19 protein-coding genes are annotated in these 17,250 nt (G+C 68.9%); 15 read left to right on the forward strand and 4 right to left on the reverse strand.

All coding sequences use genetic code 11. The annotated features are described in order from the left end of the window. Positions 1-37: 37 nt before the first annotated feature. From H610_RS0104745 to H610_RS0104755, 3 genes are all read right to left on the reverse strand, one after another. Positions 38-682, reverse strand: coding sequence for a Rossmann-fold NAD(P)-binding domain-containing protein (locus H610_RS0104745; RefSeq protein WP_028238617.1), 645 nt, complete (start codon positions 680-682; stop codon positions 38-40). Positions 683-701: 19 nt separating this feature from the next. Beyond that, the gene (locus H610_RS0104750; protein ID WP_028238618.1) at positions 702-2,300 is read right to left on the reverse strand and encodes a C13 family peptidase; all 1,599 of its coding nucleotides are present in this window, start codon (positions 2,298-2,300) and stop codon (positions 702-704) included. 67 nt (positions 2,301-2,367) lie between these two features. After that, positions 2,368-2,823: a MaoC family dehydratase gene (locus H610_RS0104755; protein WP_028238619.1), complete on the reverse strand. Its 456-nt coding sequence runs from the start codon at positions 2,821-2,823 to the stop codon at positions 2,368-2,370. Between the two features lie 220 nt (positions 2,824-3,043). On the opposite strand from H610_RS0104755, the gene H610_RS0104760 reads away from it, so the two are divergent. The 3 genes from H610_RS0104760 to H610_RS0104770 are packed head-to-tail and all read left to right on the forward strand — an operon-like array spanning position 3,044 to position 4,716. Then, positions 3,044-3,406, forward strand: a complete 363-nt coding sequence (locus tag H610_RS0104760; RefSeq protein ID WP_028238620.1) for a CidA/LrgA family protein — start codon at positions 3,044-3,046, stop codon at positions 3,404-3,406. Between the two features lie 2 nt (positions 3,407-3,408). Then, a complete protein-coding gene (locus H610_RS0104765) occupies positions 3,409-4,119 on the forward strand; it encodes an LrgB family protein (RefSeq protein ID WP_028238621.1) in 711 nt (236 codons plus the stop codon). 12 nt (positions 4,120-4,131) lie between these two features. Continuing rightward, entirely contained in the window at positions 4,132-4,716 is a 585-nt protein-coding gene (locus H610_RS0104770) for an LON peptidase substrate-binding domain-containing protein (protein WP_043237653.1), read from the forward strand. Here the strand turns inward: H610_RS0104770 and H610_RS0104775 are convergent. Continuing rightward, on the reverse strand, positions 4,713-6,029 hold the full coding sequence (locus H610_RS0104775; RefSeq protein ID WP_028238623.1) for a bifunctional DedA family/phosphatase PAP2 family protein: 1,317 nt from the start codon (positions 6,027-6,029) through the stop codon (positions 4,713-4,715). The two genes, H610_RS0104770 and H610_RS0104775, sit on opposite strands and share 4 nt — an antisense overlap. A 166-nt stretch (positions 6,030-6,195) precedes the next feature. Here H610_RS0104775 and H610_RS0104780 point away from each other — a divergent pair, with 166 nt between their 5' ends. The 12 genes from H610_RS0104780 (at position 6,196) to lipA (ending at position 17,130) form a co-directional block, all read left to right on the forward strand. Next, entirely contained in the window at positions 6,196-7,461 is a 1,266-nt protein-coding gene (locus H610_RS0104780; protein ID WP_028238624.1) for a glutamate-5-semialdehyde dehydrogenase, read from the forward strand. Then, positions 7,461-8,105 (forward strand): nicotinate-nucleotide adenylyltransferase, encoded by a 645-nt coding sequence (gene nadD / locus H610_RS0104785; protein ID WP_028238625.1) that lies wholly within the window; start codon positions 7,461-7,463, stop codon positions 8,103-8,105. Before H610_RS0104780 ends, nadD begins: the two co-directional genes overlap by 1 nt. A 13-nt stretch (positions 8,106-8,118) precedes the next feature. Then, on the forward strand, positions 8,119-8,478 hold the full coding sequence (gene rsfS / locus H610_RS0104790; protein WP_028238626.1) for a ribosome silencing factor: 360 nt from the start codon (positions 8,119-8,121) through the stop codon (positions 8,476-8,478). A gap of 4 nt (positions 8,479-8,482) precedes the next feature. Then, positions 8,483-8,950, forward strand: coding sequence for a 23S rRNA (pseudouridine(1915)-N(3))-methyltransferase RlmH (rlmH, locus tag H610_RS0104795; RefSeq protein WP_028238627.1), 468 nt, complete (start codon positions 8,483-8,485; stop codon positions 8,948-8,950). 15 nt (positions 8,951-8,965) lie between these two features. Beyond that, positions 8,966-10,855 carry a penicillin-binding protein 2 gene (mrdA, locus tag H610_RS0104800; protein WP_028238628.1) on the forward strand — a complete coding sequence of 630 codons (1,890 nt, stop codon included), beginning with the start codon at positions 8,966-8,968 and terminating at the stop codon, positions 10,853-10,855. After that, complete coding sequence (rodA, locus tag H610_RS0104805; protein ID WP_028238629.1) at positions 10,852-11,997, forward strand: rod shape-determining protein RodA; 1,146 nt, start codon at positions 10,852-10,854, stop codon at positions 11,995-11,997. The genes mrdA and rodA overlap by 4 nt, the downstream gene beginning before the upstream one ends. 47 nt (positions 11,998-12,044) lie before the next feature. Continuing rightward, positions 12,045-13,016, forward strand: a complete 972-nt coding sequence (gene mltB / locus H610_RS0104810; protein ID WP_028238630.1) for a lytic murein transglycosylase B — start codon at positions 12,045-12,047, stop codon at positions 13,014-13,016. Continuing rightward, positions 13,013-13,993, forward strand: coding sequence for a septal ring lytic transglycosylase RlpA family protein (locus H610_RS0104815; RefSeq protein ID WP_028238631.1), 981 nt, complete (start codon positions 13,013-13,015; stop codon positions 13,991-13,993). The genes mltB and H610_RS0104815 overlap by 4 nt, the downstream gene beginning before the upstream one ends. A gap of 64 nt (positions 13,994-14,057) precedes the next feature. Then, positions 14,058-15,215, forward strand: coding sequence for a D-alanyl-D-alanine carboxypeptidase family protein (locus H610_RS0104820; protein ID WP_028238632.1), 1,158 nt, complete (start codon positions 14,058-14,060; stop codon positions 15,213-15,215). Positions 15,216-15,230: 15 nt separating this feature from the next. Beyond that, a complete protein-coding gene (locus H610_RS0104825; protein ID WP_028238633.1) occupies positions 15,231-15,515 on the forward strand; it encodes a DUF493 domain-containing protein in 285 nt (94 codons plus the stop codon). Then, positions 15,515-16,159 (forward strand): lipoyl(octanoyl) transferase LipB, encoded by a 645-nt coding sequence (gene lipB, locus H610_RS0104830; RefSeq protein ID WP_043237659.1) that lies wholly within the window; start codon positions 15,515-15,517, stop codon positions 16,157-16,159. Before H610_RS0104825 ends, lipB begins: the two co-directional genes overlap by 1 nt. Further along, positions 16,156-17,130, forward strand: coding sequence for a lipoyl synthase (lipA, locus tag H610_RS0104835; protein ID WP_028238634.1), 975 nt, complete (start codon positions 16,156-16,158; stop codon positions 17,128-17,130). Before lipB ends, lipA begins: the two co-directional genes overlap by 4 nt. Positions 17,131-17,250: the final 120 nt, after the last annotated feature.

The following is a 17,250-nucleotide window of genomic DNA, read 5'->3' on the forward strand; positions in this document are numbered from 1 at the left end:
CGCCTGCCGCCTGCCGCCTGCCGCCTGCCGCCTGCCGCTATCTTCCCAACCGCCTCAATTCGTCCGATTCGACCACCCGCACCCCGTCGCCTTCCTCCAGCGCCAGGCGCCACAAGGCCCGGGCGAGGGTGCAGGTCTCGATGCCGCGGTACTTGCCCGGCAGCAGTTGCGACAACGGGGCTGCCAGCCGTTCGCCCATGCCCGGCTCCAGCCGCGGGCCGAGCAGCAGCGCCGGGCGCGCCAGGGTCAGCTGCGGCCAGCCCTGGGCGCGCAGGGCCTGTTCCATTTCCCCCTTGACCCGGCAGTAGAGGAAGCGCGACGCCGGGTCGGCGCCGAGCGCGCTCAGGACGACCAAGTGGCGGGCGTCGAGGGCCCGCGCGCGCTCGGCGAAGCGCCGCACCACCAGCTCGAGATCGACGGCGCGCAGGGCTTCCTCGGAGCCGGCCTTCTGCAGGGGCGTGCCCAGGCAGCAGAACGCGGTGTCGACCGGACCCTGCAGGGTCGGCAGCAGGGCGTCCAGTTCGCCGACCGGGTTGCGCAGTCGCGGATGCTCGGCCAGCGGGCGGCGGGTCGGCGCCAGGACGCATTCGACCGTCGGCTCGTTGAGCAGCCGGTCGAGCAGGTGCTCGCCCGCCAGGCCCGTGGCCCCGGCGAGGAGTATGTGCTGCGGCGTGAGATACATGGCGGCCTCCCTCTTGTATTCAGTCGGGCTGGCCGGGCAGGGCGCGCCAACGCGCCAGCACCTGCTCCGGCGCCCAGAGCTGTGGCTCTGACGCCTGATAGTCGTCGGCCTGCTCCCATTCGGCAACCCTCGCCTGCGCCAATGTGAAGGCCTGCGCAAGATCGTCGGTCCGCTGCAGGGCCTCGGCGAACAGCGCCCGGCCGAAGTAGGTGAAGTCGCTCTGTTCCGAGCAGCCGAAGGACACCCGGTCGGCACGGGCGGCGGTCATGATCAGCGTGCGCTCGTTCTTCAGCGGCTCGATGAAACCACCGGAGTAGCAGGCGGAGATGACCACCACCTTGTCGCGCTCGCGCAGCGGGGCGAGCAGTTGCGCCAGTTCCGTGGCCGGCAGGTCGCCGAGCGACAGCCGCGGCTGCTGCAGGGCCAGCGCGTGGTCGGCCGAGCCGTGGCTGGTGAAGTAGAGGAAGATCAGGTCCTCCGGACCCGAGCGCCGGGCCAGGGTGCCGATGGCGCGGGCGAGGTTGCTGGCGGTCGCCAGCGGACGCTCGGTCGCGCTGTCGCGGTGGTTGACCAGGGTGATCTGGCCGTGTGCGGCGAAGCGCTCGGCGAGCAGTCCGGTCACGTAGTCCGCCTCGCGGCGGAACACGCTCTGGCTGCCGTCGCCGGCGAAGGTCAGGCTGTACAGCTCCGGCGCCTCGGTGGAGGGCGGAACGGCCGCCAGGGCCTCATCGAGCAGCCGGCCCTGGGCCAGCAGCGCCTCTTCCAGCGGATCGGGCAGGCGCTGGCCGGCGGCGTCGGCCACCCGCCGGCCGTCGCGCCAGGTGCCGCGCTGCGTGCTGCCGTCGGCCAGCGTCAGGGTGCCTTCGCCGGCAAAGCGGTCGCGGGCGAAGGCGCCGCTGTAGCGGCTACCGTCGGGTTGGCTTAGCCGGCCCTGACCGTGATAGCGCCAGCCCTGGAAGTCGCCCTGGTAATGCGTGCCGTCGACGCCCAGGTATTCGCCCGGGCCGCTCAGTTGTCCCTGGGCGAAGGTACCGCTCCAGCGATTGCCGACGCCATCCTGGTAGCGGCCCTGGCCGTCGAAATCGCCGTCGCGGAATTCGCCTTCGTAGCGCGAGCCGTCGGCGTGCCGGTATTCGCCGTGCCCCTGCAACTGGCCGGCGCGGAAGGTGCCGCGGTAGGTCTCGTCGTCGTAGCGCAGAGTGCCCTCGCCCTCGTAGAGGTCGTTGGCGAAGCCGCCCTGGTAGTGCACGCCGTCCTGGCTGAATTCGCCCTGGCCCTGCATGCGGCCCTGCGTGAAGTCGCCTTCGTAGTAGCCGCCGGCGGCATAGTCGAGGCGGCCCTTGCCATGAAAGAGCCCGGCACGGAACCGGCCGGTGTAGCGATCGCCATTGGCCGCCTGCCAGCGCCCCTGGCCATCGCGCAGGCCGCGCTCGAAGCGGCCTTCGTACCAGCTGCCGTCGGCCTGTTCGAGGCGGCCTTCGCCGTGCATCAGCCCGTCGACCAGCGGGCCTCGGTAGCGGCCGCCGTCCGCCAGCAGGGCGTCGGACGGCGGGACGGGAGTGCCGTCGCCGCAGGCGGCGAGCAGGCAGGTGAGGGCGAGGGGGAACAGAGAGCGCATGCACGGATCCGGAAAATCAGGGGCGCCGGCAGTATGCCGAAAAAACCCTTCCGGTCGCTGCGTCGACTCAGACGATGCAGAGGGCGAGCGACTCGGCGATGTACGCCGGTTTCTCCGCACCTTCGATCTCCATCACTGCGCGGGTCTTGAACAGCCACTGGCCCGGGTTCTTCTCGTAGACGTCGACCAGGGTGGCGCTTAGCCGCACGCGCGAGCCGACCTTGACCGGCTGCAGGAAGCGCACGCTGTCGAGGCCGTAGTTGATGCCCATCTTCAGGCCTTCGGGGCGCAGGGCCAGGTCTTCCATCAGCATCGGCAGCAGCGACAGCGACAGGAAGCCGTGCGCGATCGTGGTGCCGAACGGCGTCATGCGGGCCTTTTCCGGGTCGACATGAATGAACTGGTGGTCGCCGGTGCATTCGGCGAACCGGTCGATCCGATCCTGCTCGATCGTCAGCCATTGCGAATGCCCGAGATCCTTGCCGATGTAGTCCTTGAGCTGGGCAACCGGAACCTGTGGCATGGGGGCCTCCTTAAGGCGTCTTCTTGTTCTGGATGGGCGGGCGGAGCCGCTGCGGTCCGGCTTGGCCGGGCAGTTGCAAGATCAGCACGCGGGCCCCCGGGGGTCAACCCGGCATGCGGGCGGCGAATGGTCCGCCATTCGGCGGCTTGCGGATGGCCTGACGCGCGCCCTGCGGTGCGTGACGCCCCGCCCCGTATAATCGGCGCTTTTGGGAGGATTCATGCTGCTACGCGGTCTCACCTGGCTGGTGCTGTTCCAGCTGCTCGGCACGGCGCTGAGCGTGCTGCTGTTGCCGATGATGCCCGGCCCGATCATCGGCCTGGTGCTGCTGTTCCTGTTCTGCCTGGTGCGCGGCGAAGTGGGCGAGCCGGTACAGCTGGCGGCCGGCAGCCTGCTGCGCTACCTGCCGTTGCTGCTGGTGCCGCCGGCGGTGGGGGTGATGGCCTACAGCGCGCAGATCATGAACGATTTCTGGGCCATCACCGGGGCGCTCATCCTCTCGCTGCTGCTGTCGCTGGTGGCGACCGGCTGGCTGATGCAGGCCCTGATCCGGCGCCAGGCACGACGCGGGAGGCGGGCATGAACCTGGCGTGGCAGGTGGCCTGGCAGGCCGTCGTTCATCATCCGCTGTTCGGCGTCGGGATCACCCTGGCGGTCTACCAGTTGGCCTACCTGGCCTACGAGCGCACGCGCTGGGTGGTGTTGCAGCCGGTGCTGGTGTCCATGGTGCTGGTGATCGGCATCCTGCTGCTGTGCGGCATCGACTATGCCGAATATCGCCGCGCCAGCGACCTGCTGACGGTGCTGCTGGGCCCGGCGACGGTGGCGCTGGCGGTGCCGCTGTATCTCAACCTGCGGCGGATCCGCGAGCTGTTCTGGCCGACGGTGCTGACCCTGGTCGGGGCCGGCACGCTGGCGACCGTGCTCGGCGTGCTGCTGGCCTGGCTGTTCGGCGCCGAGCGGATGATCCTGATGACGCTGGCGCCCAAATCGGTCACCTCGCCGATCGCCATGCTGGTGGCCGAGCAACTCGGCGGGGTGGCGGCGCTGGCGGCGGTCTTCGTGATGCTCACCGGTATACTCGGCGCGATACTCGGCCCGGAACTGTTGCGCCGTTTCGGGGTTCAGCATGCTGCGGCCCGCGGCATGGCGCTGGGCCTGACCGCGCATGCGGTAGGCACCGCCCAGGCCTTGCAGGAAAGCGAGGAGTGCGGTGCCTTCGCCGCCCTGGCGATGAGCCTGATGGGTGTGATGACCGCGGTGGCGCTGCCGCTGGCCGTGTCCCTGATCCTGTAACGGAGCCTGCGCATGCTGCCGTTGTTTCCGCTCAATACCCTCCTGTTTCCCGGCTGTTCGCTCGACCTGCAGCTGTTCGAGGCCCGTTACCTGGACATGATCAGCCGTTGCCTGAAGGAGGGCGGCGGCTTCGGCGTGGTGGCGATCATCGAGGGCGGCGAGGTCGGCGAGGCGCCTTCGGCCTTCAGCCAGGTCGGCTGCGAGGCGCTGGTGCGCGACTGGCAGCAACTGCCCAACGGCCTGCTCGGCATTCGTGTGGAAGGCGCCCGGCGCTTCGAGGTTCGCCGCGCCGAGGTCCAGCGCGACCAGCTCACGGTGGCCGAGGTCGACTGGCTGGAGGAGGTGCCCGACCGCCCGCTCGAGGAGGCCCACGAGGAGTTGGCGATCCTGCTGCGGGCGCTGTCGCAGCATCCGCTGGTGGCATCGCTGGGCATGGACGGCGAGGCCGTGGGCCAGCAGGCCTTGGCCAACCAGCTCGGCTACCTGCTGCCCTTCAGCCTGGAGCAGAAGCAGCGGCTGCTGCGCCTGAGCGATCCGGGCGAACGCCTGGCGCTGATCCAGGAGCTGTTGGAGCGGCTGCAGGAAGCGACCGCCTAGTAGCGGTACAGGTGCATCGCATCGGACAGCGCCCAGATCGCCGACGCGCCCAGCAGCCCCAGGCAGGACGGCAGGATCAGCCACCACTCGCGCGGCGACAGCGCGCCCATCGGCGTGCGCCACTGCGCCAGGGCCAAAGCGATCGCGCAGACGGTCGCCGCCAGCAGCGCGCCACCGATCACGTCGGTCGGCCAGTGCACCCCGAGATAGACCCGCGACAGGGCGATGGCGAGCGCCGGCAGGCTGGCCACCAGCAGCCAGGTCAGGCGCATGCGCGGCGGCTGGCCGCGCCCGGCGAGCACGCCGATCACCAGGAACAGGGCGAAGGACGCCGAGCTGTGCCCGCTGGGAAAGCTGAAGCTGGTCAGCGGCTCGGCCAGCACCTCGGGGCGGACCCGGGCGAACAGCGCCTTGAGCGAGCCGTTGGCCATCGCCGTGCCGAGCAGCGTGAGGATGGCGAACAGCCCGGCCCGCCATTGCCGCGTGACCAGCAGCAGCACGCTGACCAGCACGCCGGCCAGCAGCTGCGTCTGGAAGTCGCCGGCGCGGGTGATCAGCACCATGATCCGGTCGAGTTCGGCACTGCGCTCCTCCTGCACCACGGCCATCAGGCCCTCGTCGAACTCGTCGAGGTACGGCCAGCCAAGGAACAGCCCCAGCAGCGCCGCGCCATAGAGTACGGCGACCACCGCGGTGGTGCCGCGCATGCCGTGCAGGCTGCAGTGGATGCTCACGCCGACGGCCAGGGCGAGGGCGCCGGCGACCAGCGCCGCTTCGCTCCAGAACCCCGGCTGCAGCGGCAGGCGCATGGCCGCGCCGGCCGCCCAGCCGGGCATCAGGTAGGCCATCGCCCAGCCCGCCGAGGCGATCAGCGAGACCAGCAGGAAGCGCCCGAACGGCATGTCCAGCATGCCGGCGGTCACCGGTAGCATCGGTCGCAGCGGGCCGATGAAGCGCCCCACCAGCAGGCTCGCGACCCCGTAGCGGTGGAAGAACAGCTCCGCGCGCAGCAGCCACTGCGGGTGCCCGCGCAACACCGGGAGGTTGCGGATGTTCTGGTGGTAGCGGCGCCCGAGCAGGTAGGAGGCCAGGTCGCCGAGCAGGCCGCCGAGATAGCCCAGCGCCAGGGTCTCGCCGAGCGTCAGCACGCCGTTGCCGGCGATCAGCGCGATCCCGAGTAGCAGCAGGGTGCCGGGGATCAGCAGGCCGACGATGGCCAGGCACTCGCCGAAGGCAGCCAGGAACACGGCCAGCCCGAGCCATTGGGGGTGAGCGGAAAGCCAGTCGGTGAGGGGTTCGAGCCATTGGCCCATGCGCGAGGGTCCTTGCTGCGGGTATGGGCGTTCGACCGGCCCGCACCGGGCGGGTTTCCGCCCTCCTGCGTCGCGGTCGGCGGTGGGCGGCCGGCCGTGCGGTGGCTGTGCGTCTCGGCCGCCGACCGCTATAATCAGCCGCTTGATTTCCTGCAGATCGCCTGCCATGACCGAAACCGTGCACGATTACATGACCCGCCTGGGCCAGGCCGCCCGCGAAGCGTCACGCATCCTGGCCCGCGCCAGCACCGCGCGCAAGAACCAGGCGCTGCTGGCGGCTGCCAATGCGCTCGACGCGGCGCGTGCCGAGCTGGCCGCCGCCAACGAGAAGGACCTGGCCAACGGCCGGGCCAGCGGGCTGGAGCCGGCCATGCTCGACCGCCTGGCGCTGACGCCGAAGGTGATCGACGGCATGATCGAGGGGCTGCGCCAGGTGGCGACCCTGCCCGATCCGATCGGCGCGATCCGCGACATGCGCTACCTGCCCTCGGGCATCCAGGTCGGCAAGATGCGCGTGCCGCTCGGCGTGATCGGCATCATCTACGAATCGCGGCCCAACGTGACCATCGACGCTGCCAGCCTGTGCCTGAAATCGGGCAACGCGACCATCCTGCGCGGCGGCTCCGAGGCGATCCACTCCAACCAGGCGATCGCCCGCTGCATCCAGCAGGGGCTGGCCGAAGCCGACCTGCCGGCGGCCTCGGTGCAGGTGGTGGAGACCACCGACCGGGCCGCGGTCGGTGCCATGATCACCATGCCCGAGTACGTCGACGTGATCGTGCCGCGTGGCGGCAAGGGGCTGATCGAGCGGGTCAGCCGCGACGCGCGGGTGCCGGTGATCAAGCACCTGGACGGCGTCTGTCACGTCTACATCGACGCGGCGGCCGACCTGGGCAAGGCGGTCCGCATCGCCGACAACGCCAAGACCCAGCGCTTCTCGCCCTGCAACACCATGGAAACCCTGCTGGTGCATGGCGCGATCGCGCCGAGGGTGCTGCCGCCGCTGGCCGCCATCTACCGCGACAAGGGCGTGGAGCTGCGCGGCTGCTCGCGCACCCGCGAGCTGCTCGGCGGCGAGGTGCTGGAGGCTGGCGAGCAGGACTGGTCGGCCGAATACAACGCGCCGATCCTGGCGATCCGCCTGGTCGATTCGCTCGACGAAGCGATCGCGCACATCAACCATTACGGCTCGCAGCATACCGACGCGATCGTCACCGAGAACTTCAGCGACGCGCGGCGCTTCCTCACCGAGGTGGACTCCAGCTCGGTGATGGTCAACGCCTCGACCCGTTTCGCCGACGGCTTCGAATACGGGCTGGGGGCCGAGATCGGCATCTCCACCGACAAGCTGCACGCGCGCGGGCCGGTCGGGCTCGAGGGGCTGACCAGCGAGAAGTACGTGGTTTACGGCGACGGTCACATCCGTACCTGATGGGAAGGCGGATCGGGATACTCGGCGGTACCTTCGACCCCGTGCACATCGGCCATCTGCGCGGTGCGCTCGAAGTGGCCGAGATGCTGTCGCTCGATGAACTGAGACTGATCCCGAACGCACGGCCGCCGCATCGCGACACGCCGAGCAGCTCGCCGCGGCATCGCCTGCGGATGGTCGAGCTGGCCGTGGAGGGCGTGTCGCCGCTGTGTGTCGACGCCCGCGAACTGGGGCGTGACAAGCCGTCCTACAGCATCGACACGCTGGAGTCGCTGCGAGCCGAACTGGCGGCGGACGACCAGCTGTTCCTGCTGCTCGGCTGGGATGCCTTCTGCGGCCTGCCGAGCTGGCACCGCAGCGACGAACTGCTCGAGCACTGCCATATCCTGGTGCTGCAACGGCCGGACGCCGACATCGAGGCCCCCGAGGCGCTGCGCGACCTGCTGGCGGCGCGCTCGGCGCCGGCGCCGGAGGCGCTGAGCGGCAGCGGCGGGCAGATCGCCTTCGTCTGGCAGACGCCGCTGGAGGTGTCCGCCACGCAGATTCGCCAACTACTGGCCGCAGGCCGTTCGGTACGTTTCCTGGTACCGGACGCCGTACTGGCTTACATCAACGCGCACGGGCTGTACCGGGCGTCGAACTGAGGTTTTCAAACGCATGCAAAACGAAGCACTGGTCCAACTGGCGATCGCCGCCCTGGAAGACCTCAAGGGCAAGGACATCACCACCATCGATGTGCGCGGCAAGACCAGCGTCACCGATTACATGATCATCGCCAGCGGTACCTCCAGCCGGCACGTGAAGTCGCTGGCCGAGAACGTCCTGGAGAAGGTCAAGGAGCAGGGCGTGCGCCCGCTCGGCAGCGAGGGCCTGGATGGCGGCGAATGGGCGCTGCTCGACCTGGGCGACGTGGTGGTCCACGTCATGCAGGAGCCGACGCGCCAGTTCTACGACCTTGAGCGGCTGTGGCGCGGCGCCGAGCAGGCACGCGCGCACCACGACGCGGAGAACGAGTGACGCCGTGAGGGTCCGGCTGATCGCGGTGGGTTCGCGGATGTCCCGCTGGGTGGAGGAGGGCTGGCAGGAGTACGCCCGGCGCATGCCGCCGGAACTGCCGCTGGAGCTGGTGGAAATACCGCTCGGCACCCGCGGGAAGAATGCCGACGTAACGCGCTTGATCCGTCAGGAAGGTGACGCCATGCTTGCGAGGGTCCAGCCGGGCGAGCGCATCGTCACCCTGGAGGTGCACGGGCGCCCCTGGAGCACCGAGCAGCTCGCCGCCGAACTGGACCGCTGGCGACTGGATGCGCGCACGGTCAATCTCATGGTCGGCGGCCCGGAAGGGCTGGCTCCGGAGGTGTGCGCACGCAGCGAGCAGCGCTGGTCGCTTTCCCCCCTGACCCTGCCGCACCCCCTGGTGCGGATCCTCGTCGGCGAACAGCTTTATCGTGCCTGGACGGTCCTGTCCGGGCACCCTTACCACAAGTGACCAGCAGTACCGAGCATGCCGCAACCGATTCAGCTCAAGGACCACGAGAAAGACGCCCGCCTGGTGCGTCGGCGCGTGTACGTCGGTCTGGCAGTGGTCATGGCGTTCTTCGGTGTGCTGGCGGCCCGGATGTACTACCTGCAGGTGGTGCAGTACGACTACCACTCGACGCTCTCGGAGAGCAACCGGGTGCACGTCCAGCCGATACCGCCGACCCGCGGGCTGATCTACGACCGCAACGGGCGGATCATCGCCGACAACCGGCCGAGCTTCAGCCTCACCGTCACCCGTGAGCGCGCCGGCGACTGGCGCGGCGTGCTCGACACCGTGGTCGAGGTGCTGGGGCTGACGGTGGAGGATCGCCAGCTGTTCGAGAAGCGCGTGCTGCAGGGCCGGCGGCCGTTCGAGCCGGTGCCCATCCTGTTCGAACTCAGCGAGGAACAGATCGCCCACGTGGCGGTGAACCAGTTCCGCCTGCCGGGCGTCGAGGTGGCCGCGCAACTGGTGCGGCACTATCCGCAGGGCATGCATTTCGCGCACTCGGTCGGCTACGTCGGGCGGATCAACGAGCAGGAGCTAAAGGCGCTCGATCCGGTCAACTACAGCGGCACCCACCACATCGGCAAGACCGGCATCGAGAAGTTCTACGAGGACGAGCTGCACGGCAAGGTCGGCTACGAAGAGGTCGAGACCAATGCCCGCGGGCGCGTCCTGCGGGTGCTCAAGCGCACCGATCCGGAACCCGGCAACGACATCACCCTGACCCTCGACCTGCAGCTGCAGGAAGCCGCCGAGGCGGCCCTCGGCGGCCGGCGCGGAGCGGTGATCGCGCTGCAGCCGAGCACCGGCGAGGTGCTGGCGATGGTCAGCCAGCCGAGCTTCGACCCCAACCTGTTCGTCACCGGCATCAGCTTCAAGGACTACGGCGAACTGCGCGATTCGATCGATCGGCCGCTGTACAACCGGGTGCTGCGCGGGCTGTATCCGCCGGGCTCGACCATCAAGCCGGCGATGGCCATCGCCGGGCTCGATGCCGGGGTGGTCACGCCGACCAGCCGGGTGTTCGACCCGGGCTTCTACCAACTGCCCAACGTCAAGCACAAGTACCGCAACTGGAACCGCGGCGGCGACGGCTGGGTGGACCTGCAGACGGCGATCATGCGTTCCAACGACACCTACTTCTACGACCTGGCCCATAAGCTCGGGATCGACCGGATGCACGACTACATGAGCCGCTTCGGCCTCGGCCAGCGGGTCGCGCTGGACCTGAACGAGGAGACCGGCGGCCTGATGCCCTCGCGCGACTGGAAGCGCGCGCGCTATCGCCAGCCCTGGTACCCGGGCGAGACCCTCATCCTCGGCATCGGCCAGGGCTACATGCAGGCCACGCCGCTGCAGCTGGCGCAGGCCACTTCGCTGATCGCCACCCGGGGCAAGTGGGTTCGCCCGCACCTGGCCAAGTCCATCGGCGGCCGGCCGGCGGTCGACCCGGAGCCGATGCCGGACATCGAGCTGCGCGACCCGCGCTACTGGGACCTGGCCCGCGAGGGGATGGAAATGGTGCTGCATGGCGCCCGCGGCACCGCCAAGCGGGTCGGCGACACCGCCGCCTACCGCATCGCCGGCAAGAGCGGCACGGCGCAGGTGGTGGCGATCAAGCAGGGCGAGAAGTACGACAGCAAGAAGCTCGACGAACGCCACCGCGACCACGCCCTGTTCGTCGGCTTCGCCCCGGCCGACGACCCGCAGATCGCGGTCGCGGTGATGGTGGAGAACGGCGAGTCCGGCTCCGGGGTCGCCGCGCCGGTGGTCAAGCAGGTGATGGATGCCTGGCTGCTGGACGAACACGGCCAGCTGAAGACCGAGTTCACCCCGACACTCAGCGCCGAGGCCTCGCCGCGATGACCGCCTCGTTCGATCCGACCCTGTCCAGCGAGGACGTGCTGCGCCGCCGCGCCAGCTTCCTGCAGCGCATCCACCTCGACGCGACGCTGCTGATCCTGCTGCTGGTGCTCGGCGCCGTCGGCCTGTTCGTGCTCTATTCGGCCAGCGGGCGCAACTGGGACCTGGTGTCCAAGCAGGCGGTCTCCTTCGGCCTCGGCATGGCCGCGATGTTCGTCATCGCCCAGTTCGAGCCGCGCTTCATGGCGCGCTGGGTGCCGCTCGCCTACCTGGTGGGCGTGGGCCTGCTGATCGTGGTCGACGTGATGGGCCACAACGCGATGGGCGCGACGCGCTGGATCAACATTCCCGGGGTGATCCGCTTCCAGCCCTCGGAGTTCATGAAGATCATCATGCCGGCGACCATCGCCTGGTACCTGTCCAGGCGCGCCCTGCCGCCGAGCCTGAAGCACACGCTGGTGGCGCTCTCGCTGGTGATGATCCCTGTGCTGCTGATCATGCGCCAGCCGGACCTGGGCACCTCGCTGCTGATCCTCGCCTCCGGCGCCTTCGTGGTGTTCATCGGCGGACTGCGCTGGCGCTGGATCCTCGGTGCGGTCACGGCGCTGGTGCCGGTCGCGGTGGGCATGTGGTTCTTCGCCCTGCACGACTACCAGAAGCAGCGAGTGCTGACCTTCCTCGACCCGGAGAGCGATCCGCTCGGCACCGGCTGGAACATCATCCAGTCAAAGGCGGCGATCGGCTCCGGCGGCGTGTTCGGCAAGGGCTGGCTGCTCGGCACCCAGTCGCACCTGGATTTTTTGCCGGAAAGCCATACGGACTTTATCATTGCGGTCCTCGCCGAAGAGTTCGGGTTGGTGGGCGTGTGCCTGCTGCTGACGGTCTACTTCCTGCTGATCGCGCGGGGGCTGGTCATCACGGCCCAGGCCCAGACGCTGTTCGGCAAGCTGCTCGCCGGTGCGTTGACGATGACCTTCTTCGTCTATGTCTTCGTCAACATGGGCATGGTGAGCGGCCTTCTGCCGGTGGTGGGGGTGCCCTTGCCCTTCATTAGCTACGGTGGAACTTCGCTGGTGACCCTACTGTCAGGGTTCGGGGTTTTGATGTCGATCCACACCCATCGCAAGTGGATTGCCCAGGTTTGATGAGAGTGAAAACCTTGAAATCAGTGTGGCGCAGTGGATGGGCGCGAATGGCCGGTGCAATGGGCCTCGCCGTCGCGCTGGCGACGCCGGCCGCGGCCGGGGACTACCAGGGCGAGAAGGTAGCCGACTTCATCGACGAGATGACCCGCGAATACGGCTTCGCGCCGGAGCAGCTGGGTCAGCTGCTGGCCGCCGCCGAACGTAAGCAGCCGATCCTCGACGCCATTTCGCGCCCGGCCGAGCGGGTCAAGCCCTGGAAGGAATACCGACCGATCTTCATCACCGATTCGCGCATCGGCCAGGGCGTGGACTTCTGGCGCCAGCACGAGCAGGCCCTGGCGCGCGCCGAAGCGGAGTACGGCGTGCCGGCGCAGGTGATCGTCGCCATCATCGGCGTGGAGACCTTCTACGGCCGCAACACCGGCAGCTACCGGGTGCTCGACGCCCTGTCCACGCTCGGTTTCGACTACCCGCCGCGCGCGCCCTTCTTCCGCAAGGAGCTCAGGGAGTTCCTGCTGCTGGCCCGCGAGGAGCAGGTCGACCCGCTCTCGCTCAAGGGCTCCTACGCCGGCGCCATGGGCCTGCCGCAGTTCATGCCGAGCAGCTTCCGCGCCTATGCGGTGGACTTCGACGGCGACGGGCACATCGACATCTGGAACAACCCGGTCGACGCCATCGGCAGCGTCGCCAACTACTTCAAGGCGCACGGCTGGGTAGCCGGGGCGCCGGTGGTGTCGCGCGCCGGCGTGAGCGGCGAACGCTTCGAGGAAGGCCTCACCCAGGGCCTGGAAGCGAACGCCAGCGCCGCTCAGCTGCGCGAGCTCGGCTGGGCCGACGAGGACCAGGTGCCCGCCGAGACGCCGGTCACCGCCTTCCGCCTGGAAGGCCCGGAAGGCGACGAATACTGGCTCGGCCTGCCGAACTTCTACGTCATCACCCGCTACAACCGCAGCGTGATGTACGCCATGGCGGTGCATCAGCTGGCCGAGCAACTGGCCGCCGCGCGGAGGGCCTCATGAAGCTCCTGCATCCCGGCCTGCTCGGGCTCTGTGCGCTGGCGCTGCTGGCCGGCTGCTCCTCGGGCGGCGGCAGCCGGCCTTCGGCCGATGCCGGCGCCGGCAGCTCCGGCAGCTACGCGCGGCCGCACAAGGACGGCGCGCCCTGGTGGGACGTGGACGTCTCGCAGATTCCCGACGCCGTGCCCATGCCGCACTACGGCCCGGTGAAGGCCAATCCCTACACAGTGCTCGGCAAGACCTACTACCCGATCAACGACGCGCGGCGCTACGTCGAGACCGGCACCGCCTCCTGGTACGGCACCAAGTTCCACGGCCAGGCCACCGCCAATGGCGAGGAATACGACCTCTACGGCATGAGCGCGGCGCACAAGACGCTGCCGCTGCCGAGCTACGTCAAGGTAACCAGCTTGGAGAACGGCCGCTCGGTGATCCTGCGGGTCAACGACCGCGGCCCCTTCTACTCGGACCGGATCATCGACCTGTCCTTCGCGGCGGCGAAGAAGCTCGGCTATGCCGAGCGCGGCACCGCGCGGGTGAAGGTCGAGGGCATCGACCCTCAGCAGTGGTGGGCCGCCCGCGGCCAGTCGGCCCCCATGGTGCTGGCCCAGCCGAAACGCGCCGCCGCCGCGCCGGTGGCGGTCGCCGCCCCGGTGGTCGAGCAGTACACTCCGCCGGCGCAGCAGCATGCCGCCGCCGTGGTGCCGGTGCAGGTCCAGGCGCAGGGCGCGCCGGGCACGGACGCCGGGCTGTTCCTGCAGGTCGGCGCATTCGCCAACCCGGATGCCGCCGAACTGCTCAAGGACAAGCTCGCCAGCCTGGTTTCCGCGCCGGTGTTCGTCAGCTCGGTGACGCACAACCAGCAGGTCCTGCACCGTGTGCGTCTCGGCCCGATCGCCTCGCAGGACGAGGTCGCGCAGCTCGAGCAGAGCGTGCGCGTCGCCAACCTCGGACAGCCGCGTCTGGTACGTCCGGACTGAACCCTTTACCCTTTTCGCCCGCACGGGCCAGCCCGCCCAAAACGACAACTTTTTCGAGAGACGGATGAACATCAGCACCTTCGCCAAACGCTTCCTCGCTCCGCTTCTGCTGACGGTCGCGCCCGCCGTACTGGCGGCGCCGGCCATCCCTTCGCCGCCGCAGCTCGCCGCCAAGTCCTACGTCCTGATGGACGCCGCCAGCGGCCAGGTGCTGGTCGAGCACAACGGCGACGAGCGGCTACCCCCGGCGAGCCTGACCAAGCTGATGACCGCCTACATCGCCACGCTGGAGATCCAGAAGGGGCAGATCAACCCCTCGGACATGGTCACCGTCAGCGAGAACGCCTGGCGCACCGGCGGCTCGCGCATGTTCATCCAGGTCAACACCCAGGTGTCGGTGGATGACCTGCTGCATGGCATCATCATCCAGTCCGGCAACGACGCCAGCGTGGCCGTCGCCGAGCACATCGCCGGCAGCGAAGACGCCTTCGCCGACATGATGAACACCACCGCGCAGCGGCTCGGGCTGAAGAACACCCACTTCATGAACGCCACCGGCCTGCCGCACCCCGAGCACTATTCGTCGGCCGCCGACATGGCCAAGCTGGCCCGCGCGATCATCTACGAAGAGCCCGAGCACTACGCGATCTACGCCCAGAAGGAATTCCTCTGGAACAACATCAAGCAGCCCAACCGCAACCTGCTGCTGTGGCGCGACAAGACCGTCGACGGCCTGAAGACCGGCCACACCGAGGAGGCCGGCTACTGCCTGGTGGCCTCCGCGGTGCGTGACGGCATGCGCCTGATCACCGTCGTGTTCGGCACCGACAGCGAGCAGGCGCGGGCCGCCGAGACGCAGAAGCTGCTGACCTACGGCTTCCGCTTCTTCGAAACGCGGACCTTCTACCAGAAGGGAGCCGAGCTGGCGACCACGCCGGTGTGGAAGGGTGAGCAGTCGCAGGTCAAGGCCGGGCTGGCGCAGGACCTCACCCTGACCCTGCCGCGCGGCCAGGTCGACAAGCTGCAGGCGAGCATGAACCTCGACTCGCGCCTGATGGCGCCGGTGCAGCAGGGTGACGTGGTCGGCCAGGTCGAGGTCCGGCTGGGCGACGAGCTGGTCCACAGCGCCAACCTGATCGCCCTCGAAACCGTCGAAGAGGGCGGCCTGTTCCGGCGCCTGTGGGACAGCATCCGGCTGTTCTTCTTCGGCCTGTTCAACTGATCAGGCGGGCCAGCCATGAGCGATTCCGACAGCGACATCCAGGCGCCGAAGATCGAGTTTCCCTGCCCGAACTACCCGATCAAGGTGATCGGCGACGCCGGCGAGGGCTTCGCCGAAATGGTGGTCGAGGTCATCCGTCGGCATGCCCCGGGCTTCGACGAGACCACCCTGGTCAGCCGCGACAGCCGCAACGGCCGCTTCCTCTCGGTGCAGGTGCTGATCACCGCGACCGGCGTCGAGCAGCTGCAGGCGATCCATGTCGACCTGCGCGCCAGCGGGCGCGTGCACATGGTGCTCTGATGATCCGGGTGCGCGAGCTCGGCCGGGTCGAATACCTGCCGGCCTGGCAGGCGATGCAGCGCTTCACCCACGAGCGCGGGCCGGACACCGAGGACGAGCTCTGGCTGCTGGAGCACCCGCCGGTGTTCACCCAGGGCCAGGCCGGCAAGGCCGAGCACCTGCTGTTCCCCGGCGACATTCCGGTGGTGCAGGTCGACCGTGGCGGCCAGGTGACCTACCATGGCCCGGGCCAGCTGGTCGCCTACCTGCTGCTGGACGTGCGGCGCAGCGGCATCGGCGTGCGCGAACTGGTGACCCGCATGGAGCGGAGCCTGATCGAGCTGCTCGCCGGCTACGGGATCGAGGCCGAGGCGCGCGCCGACGCGCCGGGCGTGTACGTCGACGGTGCCAAGATCGCCTCGCTCGGCCTGCGCATCCGCAACGGCCGTTCGTTCCACGGCCTGGCGCTGAACGTCGACATGGACCTGGAACCCTTTCGCCGGATCAACCCCTGCGGCTACGCCGGGCTGGCGATGACCCAATTGCGCGACCTGGCCGGGCCGGTCGATTTCGCCGAAGTGCGTCAACGGCTGTGCGAGCAGCTGGTGCGGCAGCTCGGCTACGCTGAACAGAAGACCCTGACGGGCGGACTGGAAAACCTATGACAGTGGAAACCGTGGACAAGCGCCCGGCGAAAGTGGAAGCCGGCGTCAAACTGCGCGGGGCCGAGAAGGTCGCCCGCATTCCGGTGAAGATCATTCCCACCGAGGAACTGCCGAAGAAGCCCGACTGGATCCGCGTGCGCATCCCGGTTTCCCCCGAGGTCGACCGCATCAAGCAGCTGCTGCGCAAGCACAAGCTGCACAGCGTCTGTGAGGAGGCGTCCTGCCCGAACCTCGGCGAATGCTTCTCCGGCGGCACCGCCACCTTCATGATCATGGGCGACATCTGCACCCGTCGCTGCCCGTTCTGCGACGTCGGCCACGGCCGCCCGAACGCGCTGGACCCGGACGAACCGAAGAACCTGGCCATCGCCATCGCCGACCTGCGCCTGAAATACGTGGTGATCACCTCGGTCGACCGCGACGACCTGCGCGACGGCGGCGCCCAGCACTTCGCCGACTGCCTGCGCGAGATCCGCAAGCTGTCGCCGGGCATCCAGCTCGAGACCCTGGTGCCCGACTACCGCGGGCGGATGGACGTGGCGCTGGAGATCACCGCGGCCGAGCCGCCGGATGTCTTCAACCACAACCTGGAGACGGTACCGCGGCTGTACAGGTCGTCGCGCCCGGGTTCGGATTTCGAGTGGTCGCTGGACCTGCTGCAGAAGTTCAAGCAACTGGTGCCGCACGTGCCGACCAAGTCCGGCCTGATGCTCGGCCTCGGCGAGACCGACGAGGAAGTCATCGAAGTCATGCAGCGCATGCGCGAGCACGACATCGACATGCTCACCCTCGGCCAGTACCTGCAGCCGTCGCGCAACCACTTGCCGGTACAGCGCTTCGTGCACCCGGACACCTTCGCCTGGTTCGCCGAGGAAGGGGAGAAGATGGGCTTCAAGAACGTCGCCTCCGGCCCACTGGTGCGTTCCTCGTACCACGCCGACCAGCAGGCGCACGGGGAAAAGATCGGCTGATCGGCCGGCAATGAAAAAGGCGACCTTCGGGTCGCCTTTTTCATTGGCTTCAGGCTTCAGGCTTCAGGCTTCAGGCTTCAGGCTTCAGGCTTCAGGCTTCAGGCTTCAGGCTTCAGGCTT

Origin of the sequence: Stutzerimonas azotifigens DSM 17556 (assembly GCF_000425625.1) — a bacterium.
Classification (GTDB): Bacteria; Pseudomonadota; Gammaproteobacteria; order Pseudomonadales; family Pseudomonadaceae; genus Stutzerimonas; species Stutzerimonas azotifigens.

Coding starts and splice junctions, on each gene's coding strand:
- H610_RS0104745 (WP_028238617.1), bottom strand. CDS start 682: ATGTATCTCACGCCGCAGCACATACTCCTCGCCGGGGCCACGGGCCTG.
- H610_RS0104750 (WP_028238618.1), bottom strand. CDS start 2,300: ATGCGCTCTCTGTTCCCCCTCGCCCTCACCTGCCTGCTCGCCGCCTGC.
- H610_RS0104755 (WP_028238619.1), bottom strand. CDS start 2,823: ATGCCACAGGTTCCGGTTGCCCAGCTCAAGGACTACATCGGCAAGGAT.
- H610_RS0104760 (WP_028238620.1), top strand. CDS start 3,044: ATGCTGCTACGCGGTCTCACCTGGCTGGTGCTGTTCCAGCTGCTCGGC.
- H610_RS0104770 (WP_043237653.1), top strand. CDS start 4,132: ATGCTGCCGTTGTTTCCGCTCAATACCCTCCTGTTTCCCGGCTGTTCG.
- H610_RS0104775 (WP_028238623.1), bottom strand. CDS start 6,029: ATGGGCCAATGGCTCGAACCCCTCACCGACTGGCTTTCCGCTCACCCC.
- H610_RS0104780 (WP_028238624.1), top strand. CDS start 6,196: ATGACCGAAACCGTGCACGATTACATGACCCGCCTGGGCCAGGCCGCC.
- nadD (WP_028238625.1), top strand. CDS start 7,461: ATGGGAAGGCGGATCGGGATACTCGGCGGTACCTTCGACCCCGTGCAC.
- rsfS (WP_028238626.1), top strand. CDS start 8,119: ATGCAAAACGAAGCACTGGTCCAACTGGCGATCGCCGCCCTGGAAGAC.
- mrdA (WP_028238628.1), top strand. CDS start 8,966: ATGCCGCAACCGATTCAGCTCAAGGACCACGAGAAAGACGCCCGCCTG.
- rodA (WP_028238629.1), top strand. CDS start 10,852: ATGACCGCCTCGTTCGATCCGACCCTGTCCAGCGAGGACGTGCTGCGC.
- mltB (WP_028238630.1), top strand. CDS start 12,045: ATGGCCGGTGCAATGGGCCTCGCCGTCGCGCTGGCGACGCCGGCCGCG.
- H610_RS0104815 (WP_028238631.1), top strand. CDS start 13,013: ATGAAGCTCCTGCATCCCGGCCTGCTCGGGCTCTGTGCGCTGGCGCTG.
- H610_RS0104820 (WP_028238632.1), top strand. CDS start 14,058: ATGAACATCAGCACCTTCGCCAAACGCTTCCTCGCTCCGCTTCTGCTG.
- H610_RS0104825 (WP_028238633.1), top strand. CDS start 15,231: ATGAGCGATTCCGACAGCGACATCCAGGCGCCGAAGATCGAGTTTCCC.
- lipB (WP_043237659.1), top strand. CDS start 15,515: ATGATCCGGGTGCGCGAGCTCGGCCGGGTCGAATACCTGCCGGCCTGG.
- lipA (WP_028238634.1), top strand. CDS start 16,156: ATGACAGTGGAAACCGTGGACAAGCGCCCGGCGAAAGTGGAAGCCGGC.